The sequence below is a fragment of the Bacillus sp. ISL-35 genome (genome assembly GCF_018613355.1).
Taxonomy (GTDB): Bacteria; Bacillota; Bacilli; order Bacillales; family Cytobacillaceae; genus Mesobacillus.
In genome coordinates, this window is sequence record NZ_JAGGQK010000001.1 from 103473 (window position 1) to 121372 (window position 17900).

The following is a 17900-nucleotide window of genomic DNA, read 5'->3' on the forward strand; positions in this document are numbered from 1 at the left end:
TACTTAACTCCCTCTGCATTAGCGAGTCCGGGTATGGTGTGAGCCGGATGGCAGAAAGTAAGGAAGGCGTTCCGGAGCGACATCACTTTTAAAGTGGCTGCTTTCTGGCAGCAAATAGGGTGGAACCGCGGGTAAACTCTCGTCCCTATGCATGAAAACGATGCATAGGAGGCGGGAGTTTTTTTGTTGTAAATAATCGACCACAATTTTAGAATTGAAAATTTTCCGGAGGTGTAAAGATGAATATCCAAAACATGATTTTAACACTGCAAAAACACTGGTCTGAACAGGGATGCGTCCTAATGCAGGCTTATGACACCGAAAAAGGGGCAGGAACGATGAGCCCATATACTTTTTTACGGGCAATTGGACCTGAGCCATGGAATGTTGCTTATGTAGAGCCATCACGCCGCCCGGCAGACGGCCGTTACGGAGAGAACCCAAACAGGCTTTATCAGCATCATCAATTCCAGGTGATCATGAAGCCGTCTCCAGACAATATCCAGGAACTTTACCTGGATTCCCTGAAAGCGCTGGGAATTGACCCGCTGGAACATGATATCCGTTTTGTAGAAGATAACTGGGAAAACCCGTCACTTGGCTGCGCTGGTCTTGGTTGGGAAGTATGGCTGGATGGAATGGAGATCACCCAGTTCACCTATTTCCAGCAGGTAGGCGGGCTTGACTGCAAACCAGTATCTGTTGAAATAACTTACGGAATCGAACGCCTTGCGTCTTATATCCAGGATAAAGAAAATGTCTTTGATCTTGAGTGGACAAACGGTTTTACAGTGAGGGATATATTCGGTCAGCCTGAATATGAACATTCCAAGTACACATTTGAAACTTCTGACAAAGATATGCTGTTCAACCTTTTCAATATTTACGAAAAGGAAGCGAATCGCCAAATGGATGAAGGACTTGTCCATCCTGCTTATGATTATGTGCTGAAGTGTTCGCATACTTTTAACATTCTTGATGCTCGCGGTGCTATTTCCGTAACAGAAAGAACGGGATACATTGCCCGTATCCGCAACCTCGCCAAGAAAGTCGCGAAGACATTCTATGAAGAAAGAGAAAAACTGGGCTTCCCAATCATTAAAAGGAAGGAGCAGGTTGAAAATGACTAAACGGAATTTATTGCTTGAAATTGGTCTCGAAGAAATGCCTGCAAGATTCATTACCGATTCTATTAACCAGCTGGCTTCCAAAGTAGAGAACTGGCTGAATACGAATAATATTGGATTTGAGAGCATCAGCCTCTTTTCCACCCCTCGCCGGCTTGCCTTGCTTGTCGCGAATGTAGATGAGCGCCAGGAGGACAGCGAGGAAGAGGCAAAAGGCCCGGCGAAAAAGATTGCTCTAACAGAAGATGGCGAGTGGTCCAAGGCAGCAATGGGTTTCACACGCGGCCAGGGAATGACGGTCGAAGATATTTATTTCAAGGAGATCAACGGAGTCGAATATGCCCATGTAAAGAAATTTATTAAAGGACAGGAAACCTTTGATTTGCTTGTCGAGTTAAATGCGATCATCACAGGGCTGACTTTCCCGAAAAACATGCGCTGGGCAGATCTTGAACTCCGTTATGTCCGCCCGATCAAATGGATTGTTGCTATGTTCGGCAACGAGATCATTCCTTTTGAAATAGCCGGTGTCCAAACAGGCAACATGACAAGAGGCCATCGTTTTCTCGGAGAAGGAGAAATTCAGTTATCAGCTCCTGAAGAATATGAGGAAGTATTATTAGGCCAGTATGTTGTCGCAGATGCGCAAAAGCGGAAAGAAGCGATTACTTCCCAGCTTGAAAAAATCGAGGAAGAAAATGGCTGGGTAATCCCTGTTGATGAAGACTTGCTGGAAGAAGTCAACAATTTGGTTGAATATCCAACAGCCTTATATGGCCGTTTTGAAGAAGAATTCCTGGATATCCCAAGTGAAGTCCTGATTACATCGATGAAGGAGCACCAGAGATACTTCCCTGTCAAGTCTGCTGAAGGTGAGCTTCTTCCTCATTTCATCACTGTAAGGAATGGTGACCACCTTCATATCGAAAAAGTTGCCCGCGGAAATGAAAAAGTATTAAGAGCAAGATTAGCAGATGCAGCGTTTTTCTATAAAGAAGATCAAAAGATGCAGATTGAAGCAGCTTTGGAAAAATTAAAGAATGTCGTCTACCACGAAGAAATCGGGACAATCGCTGAAAAATCTGAACGTGTCCGCAAGCTTGTCGGATTGATTGCTGAAAGAATGGAGTTCGCACCAGAAATCGTAAGCGCCGCAGACAGAGCAGCGGAAATCAGCAAATTCGACCTGGTTTCACAGATGGTCTACGAGTTCCCGGAGCTCCAGGGAATCATGGGAGAAAAATACGCTCTCCAAAAAGGCGAAAGCAAGGATGTGGCAACTGCAATCAATGAGCATTATATGCCTCGCAATGCAGATGACTCTATTCCGGGATCACCTGCAGGTGCACTGGTTGCAATTGCCGATAAACTTGACACGATTGTTGCGTTTTTCTCACTGGGCATCATTCCAAGCGGCTCACAGGATCCTTATGCATTAAGGAGACAGGCGGCAGGGATTGTCCAGACGCTTATTGAAAAGAAGTGGGACATCACCCTTGAAAACCTTGTCGGCTTATCGCTTAACCTTGTTTCTGAAGCAGGAATCGGCAAGCGCTCTGAAGAAGAGGTATACCATGACTTGATCCAGTTCTTTAAGCTGAGAGTCAAGCACATGCTGCAGGAGCGGGGAATCCGCTACGACCTCATCGATGCTGTACTTGGCGGGGAAGTCGGTATCGTTTCCGACCTTATTAATAAAGCAGCAGCACTTCAGGATGCCAGCGGCAGGGAAGACTTTAAGGAAAACATGGAAGCATTGAGCCGTGTCCTGAATATTGCCAGCAAAAAAGAAGTGCTTGGTGAAATCGAACCAGAACGTTTCGAAAATGAGTATGAGCAAAAGTTATATGAAAAGTATCTCGAACTCGGCAAGAAGGCCGAAGATGGAATGGATGCAGCTTCCTATTATCAGCTTCTGGCTGAGATCAAGCCGGAAATCAATGACTATTTTGAGCATACCATGGTCATGGCAGAAAACCCTGATTTCCGGGAAAACCGCTTGAATCAAATGGCAGCACTGGCGGTTCTGATCATGAAACTTGGCAAGGTCAATGACATCGTCGTCAAATAGTATGCTTATTTAAAGATTAGGTTTTGTTAAAGCTTGATGTTGATTTATAAACTCTGTTGATTGTAGTGGAAGGCGCAAAGACTCCTCCGAAAATGCTAACGTATTTCCATCGTGCGTGGGTAAATTCGAGGAAGCTAATCAATGTCCTGCTGGCGCAGCTGGTCAGGTGAGACCCCGCAGGAGCAAAGCGACGAGGAGGCTCAGCGCCAGCCAGGAAGAATAATGAAAAAGCTGGCAGTTGAGCTTTTTCATTATTCTTCCAGCGGAAAGCGAAGCGCCTGGAACGAAAATCAACAGTCGTGTTAACAGAGCCAAAGATTTAAGATACATCATCGAACTGAAAGAGTGCCTTCCTGCGTAGGGAGGCACTTTAATAAGTACATTTGCTAGGAATCATCTTAGAAAAAAGAAAAAGTCATTAGATTGATAAGAAGGTTAATAAAATTCTTTCTTTTGGTTACCTCATGTAGTATATAATAATCTTATTAAGCTTTTTTCGGGAAACCCTTATACATAAAACGTCAGTGGTCCGCATATGAGACCATCCCGAAAAAGCAGGGAAACCAAGAATACGGGATAAATAATATCCCGATGGGTGGTGAGGACAATCGAACTGAATAAACGACAGGAGCAGATCCTGCAAATCGTGAAGGATAACGGACCGATCACCGGAGAACATATAGCAGAGAAACTTAATCTGACCAGAGCTACCCTCAGGCCCGATCTAGCCATCCTGACAATGGCGGGATATCTGGATGCCAGGCCTCGTGTCGGGTATTTCTTTACTGGAAAGTCCGGTAATCAGCTGCTTTCTGAGAATCTGAAAAAAATCCTTGTCAGGGATTATCAGTCCATCCCGGTCGTCGTTCCTGAAAATGTATCGGTCTATGATGCGATTGTTACAATGTTCCTTGAGGATGTAGGTACATTATTCGTTGTAGATAAGGCTTCAAAACTCGTAGGTGTCCTGTCCCGGAAAGATTTATTGAGGGCAAGCATCGGGAAGCAGGAGCTGTCCACGTTGCCAGTAAATATCATCATGACAAGGATGCCGAATATAACGGTTTGCCGGCGGGATGATTTGCTGATTGAAGCTGCAAAGGAATTGATTGAAAAACAGATTGATGCCCTGCCAATCATCAAGGATACAGATGAAGGATATGAGATTGTTGGGAGATTGACAAAGACAAACATTACCAAGGCTTTTGTAGCCTTAGGAGAAGAATAAGAATCAAGGCGGAGAAGGGGTTGATTGGAGAATGGATAAAACACCTATAATTTATGTGGTTTCTGACTCTGTCGGCGAGACAGCGGAGCTCGTGACAAAGGCTGCCATCAGCCAATTCGAACATTTGGATGTATCTCTAAAAAGATTTCCTTATGTTGAGGATAAAATACATATTGATGAAGTCATCTCAATGGCCAAGCATGATGGCGGAATGATCGCTTACACATTGGTTAAGCCTGAAATAAGCGATTATTTGCAGGAGTCTGCCAGTAAAGAGGGAATCTATGCATGCGACATCATAGGTCCGCTCATGCAGCAGATCCAGGTAGTCAGCGGCGAGACACCATTATATGAACCTGGTCTTGTACGCAAACTTGACGAAGATTATTTCAAGAAAGTTGAAGCCATAGAGTTTGCGGTTAAATATGATGACGGCCGCGATCCAAGGGGCATACTAAAGGCGGATATCGTCCTTGTAGGAGTTTCACGGACCTCCAAGACGCCTTTATCACAATACCTGGCACACAAGCGATATAAAGTGGCGAATGTGCCGCTTGTACCTGAAGTTGATCCACCAGAAGAATTATTTCTTGTTCCAAAGGAAAAATGCTTTGGCCTTAGAATTACGCCAGATAAGTTGAACCAGATCAGGCGCGAGAGACTGATTTCCCTCGGATTGAATGACCAGGCAATTTACGCCAATATCGAGAGGATTAAAGAAGAAATACAGTATTTCGATGGAATCGTTGAGAAAATCGGATGTCCAGTAATCGATGTGACAAATAAAGCCGTAGAAGAAACGGCCAATGTCATCCTCAATACGGTCCGCAACAGGCAGATTAACAATTAGCACATATATCGTATGTGCTTTTCTTTTTTTGAAGTATTTTGGTCTCGGAATTTTCGCGTTCCGCAGCTTCTACTGTAAAACCCAGTTTATTTTCGAGAAAAAATAATGGAAAAATAGGCTTTCTTATACTATAATAAAAAATTGTGATAAAAATGTATCTGTTTAGGTTTAGACTTGACAGATTACGAATAAACTATTTACTATCAGTTGTCAAGATGTTGACCGCGAAAAAATTCGACAAAATTCCCTGTAAAAAATACATTCCTGAAGAAGGAATATGCGGAGTGATGTAGAATTAATACTAGTGAAATCAACAGTCAGTCCCTTTTTGTGGACGCAGACTCTTGCCCGGTCATAAAGGAAATTGTCGAAATTGCTTCGAAGTTTTCCATCGAAGCTGTTTTTGTGGCTTCATACGCTCATATGAAGAATGATCTTCAGGGGCAGAATTGGGTTTTTGTCGATTCCTATAAGGAGGCTGTAGACCTTTATTTAATGAATCACGTTAAGAAAGGTGATTTTGCAGTGACGCAAGACATTGGACTTGCATCTACACTCATTGCGAAAGGGGTTTACACCATCTCCCCGAGGGGAAGTTTATACGAAGAAAAAGGAATCCAGACTGCACTTGAGCTAAGACATATTTCTGCCAAGGCCAGGAGGCAGGGTTTCTATGGGAAAGGCCCAAAACCTTTCACCGAAAAAGACAGAGAAAAATTCATAAAGGAATTGAACATGCTTTTGTCGAATTTTAAGATATGTTCAAGGAATCACAACTAATTTGAGGTCATGCATATGGCAGAGAGGATTGCCGAGGAAAAAGTAAATGAAATCCGGCAGGCGGTTGAAATAGTCGATGTCATTGGTGATTATGTCCAATTGAAAAAGCAGGGCCGCAATTATTTTGGGCTTTGTCCATTTCATGGAGAAAATTCCCCATCATTTTCGGTTTCACCCGATAAGCAGATTTACCACTGCTTTGGTTGTGGAGCTGGAGGGAATGTGTTTTCATTCCTGATGGATATCGATGGACTGTCTTTTCAGGAAGCTGCAGTAAAACTTGCCGAAATGGCAAATATAGAACTGAAGCTGGAAGGCGCCGCAGCCAGCAGGAATCCACAATTGCCCGAAGGTTCGAAGCAAATGATCGAAGCGCATGAACTCTTGCGTAAATTCTACCATCATTTGCTGGTAAACACAAAAGAGGGCCAGGATGCCCTGGAGTATCTTCTGAATAGAGGATTCACCGAAGAATCCATTAACAGGTTCCAAATAGGCTATGCCTTGCCGTCCTGGGATTTTGCAGTGAAACTGCTTGAAAAAAGAGGTTTTTCGCCTGGGGTGATGGCAAAGGCAGGATTGGTCATCCAGAGGGAAAACGATGGGACATACTTTGACAGGTTCCGGAACAGGATTATGTTTCCAATCCTGGACCACCAGGGCAATACGATTGCGTTTTCAGGGAGAGCAATGGGGGACGAAGAGCCCAAATATCTAAATAGCCCTGAGACGCAGATCTTTAATAAAAGTAAAATTTTATATAATTTTCACCTTGCGCGCGGCTCAATCCGAAAACAGCAGCAAGCTGTTCTATTCGAGGGGTTTGCGGATGTCATCTCCGCCAACCGTGCAGGCGTAGAAAACGGAGTCGCCTCGATGGGAACTTCGTTGACTGAAGACCATATTTCCTTGCTCAAAAGAAATGTGCAGGCTGTAACGATTTGTTATGACTCGGATAAAGCCGGCATCGAAGCGGCATTCAGGGCCTCTAACATGCTGTCGAAGGCAGGGTTCGCTGTCAGGGTCGCGATAATGCCGGACGGGATGGACCCAGACGATTTCATAAAGGTGCATGGCGAGGAAAAGTTCAGAAACGATATTATTGGATCCAGCTCCACCTTGATGGCATTTAAATTACTATATTACCGTCGGGGAAAAAACCTTCAGAATGAAGGAGATCGCCTTCAATATATCGAAGAAGTACTTAAAGAAATCAGTACACTTGATAAGGCAGTGGAAAAAGATTTGTATCTGCGCCAACTGGCGAATGAATTCTCGCTGTCGCTTGATGCTCTGATTCAACAGCTTAACCAGCTGGAACAGGCATCAGCTCCAAGAAAGCAAAACCAGCACCGTCCCGAAACAAGGCCAGCGGCTTATACAAGGAAAGCAGAGCTTAAGCCTGCCTACCATACTGCCGAGAGACGTCTCATCTTTCATATGATGAGAGACGCAGACGTCACCTATAAGGTCCAGGAACTGCTGGCAGGGAGCATGATGAATATTGATGAACACCAGGCTATTATTACTTATTTATTTGCATACTATGAAAAAGGACATGACCCTGATCCAAGTGCGTTCTTAAATTATCTTCAGGATAATAAGCTAAAAAGGGTTGTTGCTGATATTGAGATGATGCCTCTGAACGAGGAAATCAGCGATCAGGAATTATCTGATTATATCAAGCAGGTCTTGAATTATCAAAAAATGTTAAAAATAAAGGAAAAAATGGCAGAACAAAAACAGGCAGAACGTCAAAACGACTTTTTGCGCGCTGCGACAATCGCTACAGAGATTATCCAATTGCGCAAGACATTATAAAGCTTATGCTGATTGTTTTTGATTTTTGGAAGGAGGGGGACATATGGCTGAAAAGTCAGCCCGTTCTAAAGAAGTCACCGAAAATGAAGTGACAGTTGAACAAGTGAAAGACCAGTTAACGGCACTGGGAAAGAAAACAGGTGTCCTTGCTTATGATGATATTGCAGAGAGGCTTTCAAGCTTCGAACTGGATTCCGATCAAATGGATGAGTATTACGAATTCCTCGGTGAACAGGGAATTGAACTTGTCGGTGAAAGTGATGAGGAGGAAGATCCGGATATCAAACAGCTCGCCAAGGACGATGAAGAATTCGACCTGAATGATTTAAGTGTCCCTCCGGGTGTTAAAATCAATGACCCGGTAAGAATGTACCTGAAGGAAATTGGCCGAGTAGACCTTCTTTCTGCAGAGGAAGAAATCAACCTTGCGGAAAGAATCGAGCAGGGCGATGAAGAAGCAAAAAGACGGCTTGCCGAAGCAAACCTTCGACTTGTCGTAAGTATTGCGAAACGCTATGTAGGCCGAGGCATGCTCTTCCTTGACCTGATTCAGGAAGGGAATATGGGCTTGATCAAGGCAGTTGAGAAATTCGACTACCGTAAAGGGTTCAAGTTCAGTACCTATGCTACCTGGTGGATCCGACAGGCTATCACTCGTGCGATTGCTGACCAGGCGAGGACAATCAGGATCCCTGTCCATATGGTTGAAACAATCAACAAATTGATCCGCGTGCAAAGACAGCTCCTGCAGGATTTAGGACGCGAACCAACACCTGAAGAAATTGGTGAAGACATGGACCTTTCACCAGAAAAAGTCCGAGAAATCCTTAAAATCGCCCAGGAGCCGGTCTCCCTTGAAACACCAATCGGTGAAGAGGATGATTCACACCTTGGGGATTTCATTGAAGACCAGGATGCTACCTCTCCTTCCGAACACGCAGCATATGAGCTTTTGAAGGAGCAGCTAGAGGATGTCCTAGATACGCTTACAGACCGTGAAGAGAACGTCCTGAGACTGCGTTTTGGCCTGGATGATGGCCGTACACGTACGCTTGAAGAAGTGGGTAAGGTGTTCGGGGTTACACGCGAACGAATCCGTCAGATTGAAGCCAAGGCTCTGCGCAAGCTAAGACACCCAAGCCGAAGCAAGCGTTTGAAAGACTTTTTAGAATAGGATTGCCAAGGAATAATTTACTTTTTAAAATAAGAGTAAATTATTCCTTTTTTTCTGTATAAATGTTTGAGACAGGATGTGCCGACAAATGGATGACCATCGCAGGAAAATCATTACGAATGAAATCAAATACTGGAAAGAAAGCAGGCTGCTGCCGGATCATTATTGTGACTTTCTCCTGAACCTATATACCGAAGGAAGTACAGAGGGCGAATCCATCGGCAACAAAAGCAATAGACCTTTAAATCTTCTTAAGATTGTCTTGATTGGATTGTTACCGCTTTCAGTTTTTTTATTTTATTTTACTGAATTGTCTCTTTTTTTGCAAATCGGTTTGACAATATTTTTTGGAATAACTTCCCTGTTAACCGCTCTTTATATGCTGAAGAATTCTCTTATGGATTTAGTCATTTTGCTTTCTTCGGCACTCCTCTTACTGATCACATCCATACAGGCGGGGGAAATACTATTTCCGGACAAACATGCTATTCTCTATATGATCACTGCCCTCAACTGTCTGTTATGGCTTGCAGCAGGCATGAAGTGGAAGATGGTGTCCTTCAAAGTATCAGGAATAGCTGGGCTAATAGTTCTGTTGGTTGCTATATTCATATAATAATTCAAAATTAAAAAGTTTTTAAATGTTGAGAAAATTGTCTGTTCACCTTTATAATGTAGAATGTAAACGCATTCAATGTCTTGAGGGGGATGGAAATGAATTTTGATTTAACATCAGAACAGGCGATGATTAAAAGGACGATTAGAGAATTTGCCGAGGAAGAAGTAGCTCCTGGAGCAATTGAAAGGGATAAAACGAAACAGTTTCCGACAGAAATTTTCAAGCAGCTCGGTGAACTTGGAATGCTTGGGCTGCCTTTTCCTGAGGAATATAGTGGTGCAGGCGCTGATACGGTCAGCTTCGCCATTGTCACGGAGGAGTTGAGCAGGGCATGTGCTTCCACCGGGATTACTTACTCGGCTCATATATCTCTTGGAGGAGCTCCTATTAACCTATTCGGCACAGAAGAACAAAAGCAGAAATACCTGACACCTATCTGTACAGGAGAATCCCTGGGTGCATTTGGGCTTACTGAACCGAATGCGGGCTCGGATGCAGGCGGGACTCAGACTACTGCCAAAGAAGTGGATGGTGAATACATCATCAATGGCAGCAAAAACTTTATTACCAATGCAAGCTATGCCAAACATCTGGCAATGACTGCCATCACCGGCAATAACGATGGCAAAAAAGAAATCAGTGCGATCATTGTGCCGACAGATGCACCAGGCTTCACTGTCATCGACAATTATGAAAAAATGGGCCTGAATGCATCCAATACCACACAGCTGGTGATGGAGGATGTACATGTCCCGGTTGAGAACCTGCTTGGAAAGAAAGGGGAAGGCTTCAAGCAATTCCTTGTGACACTTGATGGCGGCAGGATCGGTATTGGCGCTATGGCAGTAGGGGTAGCGCAGGCTGCTTATGAGAAAGCTTTGCAGTATGCAAAAGAAAGACAGCAATTTGGAAGACCTATATCCCAGTTCCAGGCAATCCAGTTCAAGCTTGCTGACATGGCAATGAAAATTGAACTTGCACGCAATATGGTCTATAAGGCGGCATGGCTGAAGGACGAGGGACGCCCGTTCTCGAAGGAGGCTTCGATGTGTAAGCTATATGCTTCAGAAATCGCAATGGAAGTCGCAGATCAGGCTGTACAGATCCATGGCGGGTACGGCTATATGCGTGAGTATGAAGTCGAGCGCTATATGCGAGATGCGAAGCTGCTGGAGATTGGCGAAGGAACATCTGAAGTGCAAAGAATGGTGATTGCAAGATTAATTGGCTGCTAAAAGGGCAACCTAAATATGCCTTAATCATCAAAAACTTCATCAATTGATGGAGTTTTTTGTCTAAATTGTGAACATGTGTGACAAAGTTTGCTTTTTTACTTTCCCTGTAAACGTTTTTCAAGTAAAATAATATCTGTGTGAAATCATTATTTAGTTGATGTTGTACATAAAGGAGGGTATATGATGAATCGTAATCCAATTATCCCGTTTGTATTGATCATGGTAATGGGGATCGGCTTGATGTTCCTGCTTTCCTTCAAGGGTCTTGGTGATGCTAAGGATCTTGCAAAGGAAAAAGAAGGCGGCGGAAAGACCGAAGAAACTGCTGAAGTGAACCCAGAAGAGTTTTACCAGCAGACTTGTGCAGGCTGCCACGGCAACCAGTATGAAGGTGTATCTGGTCCGTCACTGAAGGGTGTAGGCAGCAAGTACTCCAAAGATGAAATCAAAGACATTCTGACAAATGGTAAAGGCAACATGCCTCCTGGAATGGCTGCAGGCAAGGAAGAACAAATGGCTGAATGGATTGTAAAAGAATTGAAGTAATTTTTTAAGGGCTCTTTGCTTTTTGCAGAGGGCCTTTACTATTTTAAACAGCCTGCAATCCAGTTGACTTCCGCTGTCTTTTTCCGATAATTGGACAAGGGGCGGGCGATTTTCATATACTTATAAAAGCAAAATATGATTTAGTAGGTGACTTTTATGAATGCTGAGAAGCTCTCAGACCGGCTGAATGCCGTTGCAAATTATATTCCACAAGGTGCCAGGCTTGCTGATATCGGCTCCGACCATGCCTACCTTCCTTGTAATGTCGTTAAAAAGGGGACCGTTCCGAAGGCCATCGCAGGTGAGGTTGCCAACGGACCGTTCCAATCTGCCCTTGAGCAGGTCCAGGAGGAGAAACTAACAGATTGGATTACCGTCCGCAAGGGTGACGGACTCGAAGTGATTGAACCAGGTGAAGTGGATTGCATTACGATTGCCGGCATGGGCGGAACATTGATTTCATCAATTTTGGAAAAAGGAAAATCGAAGCTCGAAGGCGTAAGCAGGCTGGTGTTACAGCCGAATGTCGGAAGCTTTGCAGTGCGCAGATGGCTGATTGACAATGGATGGGAGCTTGTAGAAGAAGAAATCCTGAAAGAAGATGGAAAGATCTACGAAATCCTTGTTGCCGAAAAAGGCGAACCACTAAAAGCTTATCAGGACATCAATCTTGAGAATGGCATTCTGTTTGGGCCATTTTTATTGAGAGAAGCGTCTGCGGTATTCGTTGAAAAATGGAATGCAGAGATGAAAAATTGGCAGCGGATCTTAAAGCAGCTGGATGGAGCTGTTCAAAATGAAGATACAGAAAGCAAGAGGAAGGAATTAGAGAAGAAACTGAAAATGGCAGAGGAGGCGTTCCAGTGAAAAAAGTAAACGGTCATGAAGTGATCCAGCTTTTCGAACAATTTTCCCCCAAAGCCTTTGCCATGGAAGGCGACAAAATAGGCCTGCAAATTGGAGCCCTGAACCAGCCGGTCGAAAATGTCCTGATCGCTCTGGATGTTACAGAGGAGGTGGTCGAAGAGGCGATTGCAAAAAATGTTCAATTAATCATTGCCCACCACCCGCCAATTTTCCGGCCATTGAAAAAAATTGCGACGGACACACCGGCAGGCAGGATGATTGCCAGACTGATCAAACATGACATTGCCGTTTATGCTGCACATACGAATCTAGATGTGGCAAAAGGCGGAGTGAATGATCTCCTTGCTGACGCACTTGGTCTCAAGGATCCCCAGGTACTGGTTCCGACTTATGAAGACCAGCTGAAGAAACTGGTTGTTTTTGTCCCTGAGGAAAATGCAGAGCAAATCCGTGAAGCCTTAGGAAACGCAGGGGCCGGGGCGATCGGCAATTATAGTCATTGTTCCTTCTCAGCCTCCGGAAAGGGACGATTCCTGCCTGGCGAAAATACAAATCCGCATATCGGCGAACAAGGAAAGCTGGAAGCGGTCAATGAAGTCCGGGTAGAGACGGTTTTTTCGCAGAGTATCGAAAAAAAGGTAATCCAGGCGATGATTAAAGCGCACCCATATGAAGAGGTCGCCTATGATGTATATCGACTTGAGAATAGCGGAGAACAGCTTGGACTAGGCAGAATCGGAAAAGTCGAGGAGACGACTCTGGCAGACTATGCAAACTATGTTAAGGAAGCACTTGGTGTCGATAGGGTCCGCGTTGTCGGAGATTTAAATGCTAAGGTGAAAAAAGCAGCTGTCCTTGGCGGTGACGGGAATAAGTATTTCTCTCAGGCAAAGTTCCGCGGAGCTGATGTGTATATAACTGGAGATATCTATTATCACACTGCACATGATGCACTGATGGACGGCTTGAACATGATCGATCCGGGACATAATGTCGAAAAAATCATGAAGAAAGGAACCGCCAGCGTTATGGAAAGGCTCAGTAAGGAAAAGGGGTATGATGTCCAGTTTATGGCTTCAGAAGTTGACACGGATCCTTTTACATTTATCTGAAATAAACCAATAGAGGGGTACTAACCTAAGTCCTTTTAGAAGGCGGGGGAAGGATCCTCTGGTACCAAAAAAGCAGCCCGAATTCATTCGGGCTGCTTTCCTATTATACACTTGCTTCGGTTTTCTTAACCTTTGGCAAAATTTTAGAGAGTGGCACCTTTTTCTCTTTTACCCAGGTTGCTTCGTTTTCCTGATCATACTGTTCAAGGAAAGTGATGACTTCCTTTGTGATTGGTGTCGGAGTCGATGCGCCGGAAGTGACGGCAACTGTCTCGGCATCCTTGATCCAATCGATTTCAAGCTCGCTAATATCGGCAATCCGATAGGCTTTGGTGCCGGCTATCTCTTGTGACACCTGGGCAAGGCGGTTGGAGTTGTTGCTCTTTGGGTCGCCAACAACAATCAGGACATCCGCTTCTTTCGCCTGCTCGGCCACTGCCTCCTGGCGTACTTGCGTCGCCATGCAGATTTCCCTGTGCACCTCTGCGTGAGGATATTTTTCTTTTACTTTTTCCATAATCTCGGCAACGTCCCACTGGCTCATGGTTGTCTGGTTGGTGACAATCAATTTTTCAGCCTGTAAATTCAACGCTTCCACATCAGCAGCTGTTTCGACAAGATGAACGATCCCAGGGGCCACGCCTACAGCACCCTCAGGTTCTGGATGGCCTTTTTTGCCAATGTAAATGACTTCGAATCCTTCTTTTTCCTTTTCGCGAATCAGGTTATGGGTGTTCGTAACGTCCGGGCATGTAGCATCGATCGATACCAGCCCTTTTTTCCTGGCAAGCTCCCTGACCTCAGGGGAGATACCATGCGCAGTGAAAATAACTGTCCCGCCCTCAACCTTTTCTAGGATCTCCTTGCGGTTGTTTCCGTCCAAAGTGATGATGCCCTCTTCTTCAAATGCATCGGTAACATGCTTGTTATGGACAATCATTCCAAGTATATATATAGGTCGCGGCAAGCTTTTATCCAGTGCTGCATTGCGGGCAATGACCATTGCGTCGACAACGCCGTAGCAATAGCCGCGCGGCGATATTTTAATTACATTCATTGAGTCATCCTCCTAAGAATACCTCTGATTCTTTCTTTTATTATATAAAACTTATAGAAAGATTACAAAAGAGGATTCCCAGAAGGAAGAATTAACTATTGTTCAGATTAAATGAAAAGTTTTGGTGTTGATGCCCCGTTACTCTGCTTTGGGGCTGGTTTGCGTGATGCAGCCGTGTTTTCGGTTTTCACCGGCTTCTTCCTGTTCTTACTCTTGGTCTTACTCCTGTTCTCGTTCTTGTTCTTTTCAGGGTGGTCTGTCTCTGATTCAGCTGTTTGTTCATCTGCATCCGGAAGATCCTTCAATCCTCGATATAATTTCCACATCGATGGCAGGTTGCGGACAAGCGGACCATATTGCTGGACCATCGGGCCGAACTGCTGCGCCGTATTCAAAACTTTTTGCGTGTTTGTAAGAAAACCGCTCAGTGCGGATGGATCCGCGAGTGATTTCAGGATTCCTCCGCCTGTACCCGCTCCCCGTGTCGCTGTATTGGCTCCAGTTAAGAAACCTGCTGGACCATTTCGCTGGCCGCCGTTGCCTCTTCCCAATATCTTCGAGAGCAGTCCGCCGCCCTGTCTTGAGCGCATATTCCTGCCCCCCATTCGCGGCATCTGGCCCTGAGGCATCATTGGGCCTTGAGCGAATGGATTTGAATACATCGGACGCTGGCCCATCCCCGGCCCTCCCATCATGCGGGGGCCTTGGAAGCGATTCTGCATTCCGCGTGGATTCATACGGGGTCCTTGTAGCATTGAGACCCCTCCTTTCCAATATTTCATCTCCTATTAGGATATGCGGGAAGTCTGGAATGGTTTAAGGAAAAAAGTATGTCTTGAAACAGGTTTGTTTTTTTCATAGGAAAGGTTAAGATAGTACTGATTGGAGATTTTCTGCAATCTTTATTATAATTACAGGATGAACCTGAAAAGAACAGCTTACGGAACAGGCTGTAATCCCGGAAATACTTGCGGGACAGGGGAAAAGAAGGAGATTTTCAATGAGTGAAACGAAATTTACACGTTATGAACTAAAGCCGTTCATTATAGATGCAATCAATAAATTAGGCTTTTATGAGCCGACTGAAATCCAGGAGCGCCTGATTCCGACCGTACTGAAGGGTGACAGTGCGATTGGTCAATCACAGACAGGTACGGGAAAGACACATGCCTATGTTCTGCCAATCATGAACAGGATTGATCCATCGCGCAATGAAGTACAGGCAGTCATCACAGCGCCGACGCGTGAACTTGCGAACCAGATTTATCATGAAGTTCTTAAAATTGCTGAACATGCACCTGACGGAGAGCAGATCACTGCCCGCTGCTATATTGGCGGAACGGACAAGCAAAGGACCATCGAGAAGCTGAAGACCCAGCCACAGATCGTGATTGGGACTCCAGGCAGGATTAATGACCTTGTTAAGGAAAACGCATTGTTTGTGCACACAGCCAATATCCTCGTTATTGATGAGGCAGATTTGATGCTCGATATGGGATTCATCGAGGACATCGACCAGTTTGCATCCCGCATGCCGGAAAAGCTTCAGATGCTCGTATTCTCGGCCACCATTCCTGAAAAACTTAAACCATTTTTGAAAAAGTACATGGAAAATCCTAAATTTGTCCAAATCGACCCTAAACAGGCCACAGCCGCGAAGATCGAGCATATTCTTCTTCCTGCAAGGCACCGGGATAAAATTGGCCTTGTGCATTCGGCCCTGCTGGCATTCAATCCATATTTGGGAATCGTCTTCGCGAATACAAAGAAAAAAGCAGACGAAATTGCGGATGGGCTGATTCAAAAGGGAATGAAGGTCGGCCGTATCCATGGTGACCTCAGCCCGCGTGAGCGAAAACGGGTCATGAAGCAAATCAAAGACCTTGAGTTCCAATATCTGGTTGCGACTGACCTGGCAGCAAGAGGGATTGACATTCAGGGAATCAGCCATGTCATAAATTATGAGCTGCCTACGGACCTTGATTTTTATATCCACAGGGTGGGAAGGACCGCACGTGCCGGATCCTCAGGAGTTGCTTTGACCATTTACGAGCAGAGCGATGAAGATGCATTGGTTCGCCTTGAAAAGATGGGAATTACTTTTAACAACATCGACTTGAAAAAAGGTGAATTCACCGAGATTGAAGAGCGAAACCGTCGCCAGAACCGAAAGAAGAAGGAAACGGCAGGCGAGGCTAAGGCAAAGACGCTTGTGTCCAAGCCTAAAAAGGTAAAACCAGGTTATAAAAAGAAAATGAAATACGAAATGGATAAAATCAAAAAACGGGAAAACCGTATTCAGAAGAGAAATAAATAAAGGGATTTAGGAGAGATCTAGATGTTAATTGGATCACATGTTTCGATGAGCGGCAAAAAAATGCTGCTTGCAGCAAGTGAAGAGGCTGTCTCATATGGTGCAAATACTTTCATGATCTATACGGGAGCACCTCAGAATACAAGAAGAAAGAAAATCGAGGACCTGAACATTGAAGCAGGACGACTGCATATGGAGCAGAATGGCATCAGCGAAATCGTTGTCCATGCCCCATATATCATCAATATTGGGAACACCCAGAATCCTGACACCTTCGATTTGGGAGTAAGGTTTTTGCGGAGTGAAATCGACAGGACCGAAGCCCTTGGCGCCAAGCAAATCGTGCTGCATCCAGGTGCCCATGTAGGAGCGGGCGCAGACAAAGGAATCGAGAAAATCATTGAAGGCCTGAACGAGGTCCTTAGCGCGGAAGACAAAGTCCAAATCGCTCTGGAAACCATGGCCGGAAAAGGATCTGAATGCGGGAAGTCGTTTGAGGAGCTGGCGATGATCATCGACGGTGTCAAATACAATGACAAGCTTTCTGTCTGCTTTGATACATGCCATACCCATGACGCGGGTTATCGAATCGTCGAGGATTTCGATGGCGTGTTGAACGAATTCGATAAGATCATCGGACTCGACAGGCTTAAAGTCATGCACATCAATGACAGCAAAAATGAGTTCGGGACAAGGAAAGACCGCCATGAAAATATCGGTTTCGGCCATATCGGCTTTGAAGCATTAAATTATATCGTCCACCATCCGCAACTGATGCAAATACCAAAAATCCTGGAAACACCTTTTGTTGGCCCTGACAAGAATAATAAAAAAGCGCCATACAAACACGAAATCGCAATGCTGAAAAACAAGCAATTCGAAGAAAACCTGCTAGACACAATCATGAATGACTAAACAAAAGCTGTGGACCAGGTCCACAGCTTTTTTCTTTTTGTTAGGGTTAAATGCAAATAATGAGGATTTACTTATAGAGGGAATAATAACAACATGACGGACAGAAATGGTGGAGGTACAGATGAAAGTGTCTGTCATCGGGTTTGATGACGGACAAAAACAGTGGAGAAAAGGGAAAAAGTGT

General features: G+C 44.7%; 17 protein-coding genes and 1 other annotated feature (1 of these 18 only partly in view). Of the genes, 15 read left to right on the plus strand and 2 right to left on the minus strand.

Annotated elements, in window-relative coordinates:
• Positions 1-150: a binding site (T-box leader), on the plus strand (it extends 23 nt beyond the left edge of the window).
• Between the two features lie 89 nt (positions 151-239).
• From glyQ to J7E38_RS00575, 13 genes are all read left to right on the plus strand, one after another.
• Entirely contained in the window at positions 240-1130 is an 891-nt protein-coding gene (gene glyQ / locus J7E38_RS00515; protein WP_214704565.1) for a glycine--tRNA ligase subunit alpha, read from the plus strand.
• On the plus strand, positions 1123-3198 hold the full coding sequence (gene glyS, locus J7E38_RS00520) for a glycine--tRNA ligase subunit beta (protein ID WP_214704563.1): 2076 nt from the start codon (positions 1123-1125) through the stop codon (positions 3196-3198). Before glyQ ends, glyS begins: the two co-directional genes overlap by 8 nt.
• Before the next feature lie 141 nt (positions 3199-3339).
• A complete protein-coding gene (locus J7E38_RS00525) occupies positions 3340-3504 on the plus strand; it encodes a hypothetical protein (protein WP_214704561.1) in 165 nt (54 codons plus the stop codon).
• A gap of 292 nt (positions 3505-3796) precedes the next feature.
• The gene (ccpN, locus tag J7E38_RS00530) at positions 3797-4426 is read left to right on the plus strand and encodes a transcriptional regulator CcpN (RefSeq protein WP_214704560.1); all 630 of its coding nucleotides are present in this window, start codon (positions 3797-3799) and stop codon (positions 4424-4426) included.
• Between the two features lie 31 nt (positions 4427-4457).
• A complete protein-coding gene (locus J7E38_RS00535) occupies positions 4458-5276 on the plus strand; it encodes a pyruvate, water dikinase regulatory protein (protein WP_214704559.1) in 819 nt (272 codons plus the stop codon).
• A 330-nt stretch (positions 5277-5606) separates the two neighbouring features.
• On the plus strand, positions 5607-6056 hold the full coding sequence (locus J7E38_RS00540) for a YaiI/YqxD family protein (protein WP_214704558.1): 450 nt from the start codon (positions 5607-5609) through the stop codon (positions 6054-6056).
• Between the two features lie 15 nt (positions 6057-6071).
• Complete coding sequence (dnaG, locus tag J7E38_RS00545) at positions 6072-7877, plus strand: DNA primase (protein WP_214704557.1); 1806 nt, start codon at positions 6072-6074, stop codon at positions 7875-7877.
• Between the two features lie 43 nt (positions 7878-7920).
• Positions 7921-9051, plus strand: coding sequence for an RNA polymerase sigma factor RpoD (rpoD, locus tag J7E38_RS00550; RefSeq protein WP_214704556.1), 1131 nt, complete (start codon positions 7921-7923; stop codon positions 9049-9051).
• A gap of 88 nt (positions 9052-9139) precedes the next feature.
• Positions 9140-9667: a hypothetical protein gene (locus J7E38_RS00555; RefSeq protein ID WP_214704555.1), complete on the plus strand. Its 528-nt coding sequence runs from the start codon at positions 9140-9142 to the stop codon at positions 9665-9667.
• Between the two features lie 98 nt (positions 9668-9765).
• Positions 9766-10905, plus strand: a complete 1140-nt coding sequence (locus J7E38_RS00560) for an acyl-CoA dehydrogenase family protein (RefSeq protein WP_214704553.1) — start codon at positions 9766-9768, stop codon at positions 10903-10905.
• A 183-nt stretch (positions 10906-11088) separates the two neighbouring features.
• The gene (gene cccA / locus J7E38_RS00565) at positions 11089-11451 is read left to right on the plus strand and encodes a cytochrome c550 (protein WP_214704817.1); all 363 of its coding nucleotides are present in this window, start codon (positions 11089-11091) and stop codon (positions 11449-11451) included.
• A 156-nt stretch (positions 11452-11607) separates the two neighbouring features.
• Positions 11608-12318 (plus strand): tRNA (adenine(22)-N(1))-methyltransferase, encoded by a 711-nt coding sequence (locus J7E38_RS00570; RefSeq protein ID WP_214704551.1) that lies wholly within the window; start codon positions 11608-11610, stop codon positions 12316-12318.
• The gene (locus J7E38_RS00575) at positions 12315-13430 is read left to right on the plus strand and encodes a Nif3-like dinuclear metal center hexameric protein (RefSeq protein WP_214704549.1); all 1116 of its coding nucleotides are present in this window, start codon (positions 12315-12317) and stop codon (positions 13428-13430) included. The genes J7E38_RS00570 and J7E38_RS00575 overlap by 4 nt, the downstream gene beginning before the upstream one ends.
• Positions 13431-13533: 103 nt before the next feature.
• Here J7E38_RS00575 and J7E38_RS00580 read toward each other — a convergent pair whose 3' ends face one another.
• The gene (locus J7E38_RS00580) at positions 13534-14487 is read right to left on the minus strand and encodes a 4-hydroxy-3-methylbut-2-enyl diphosphate reductase (protein ID WP_214704547.1); all 954 of its coding nucleotides are present in this window, start codon (positions 14485-14487) and stop codon (positions 13534-13536) included.
• A 107-nt stretch (positions 14488-14594) separates the two neighbouring features.
• Positions 14595-15242 (minus strand): YqfQ family protein, encoded by a 648-nt coding sequence (locus tag J7E38_RS00585; protein ID WP_214704545.1) that lies wholly within the window; start codon positions 15240-15242, stop codon positions 14595-14597.
• Positions 15243-15487: 245 nt separating this feature from the next.
• On the opposite strand from J7E38_RS00585, the gene J7E38_RS00590 reads away from it, so the two are divergent.
• Together J7E38_RS00590 and J7E38_RS00595 are read left to right on the plus strand one after the other, a co-directional pair.
• Positions 15488-16804 carry a DEAD/DEAH box helicase gene (locus tag J7E38_RS00590; RefSeq protein WP_214704543.1) on the plus strand — a complete coding sequence of 439 codons (1317 nt, stop codon included), beginning with the start codon at positions 15488-15490 and terminating at the stop codon, positions 16802-16804.
• Between the two features lie 21 nt (positions 16805-16825).
• Entirely contained in the window at positions 16826-17716 is an 891-nt protein-coding gene (locus J7E38_RS00595; RefSeq protein WP_214704541.1) for a deoxyribonuclease IV, read from the plus strand.
• The last annotated feature ends 184 nt before the right edge of the window (positions 17717-17900 follow it).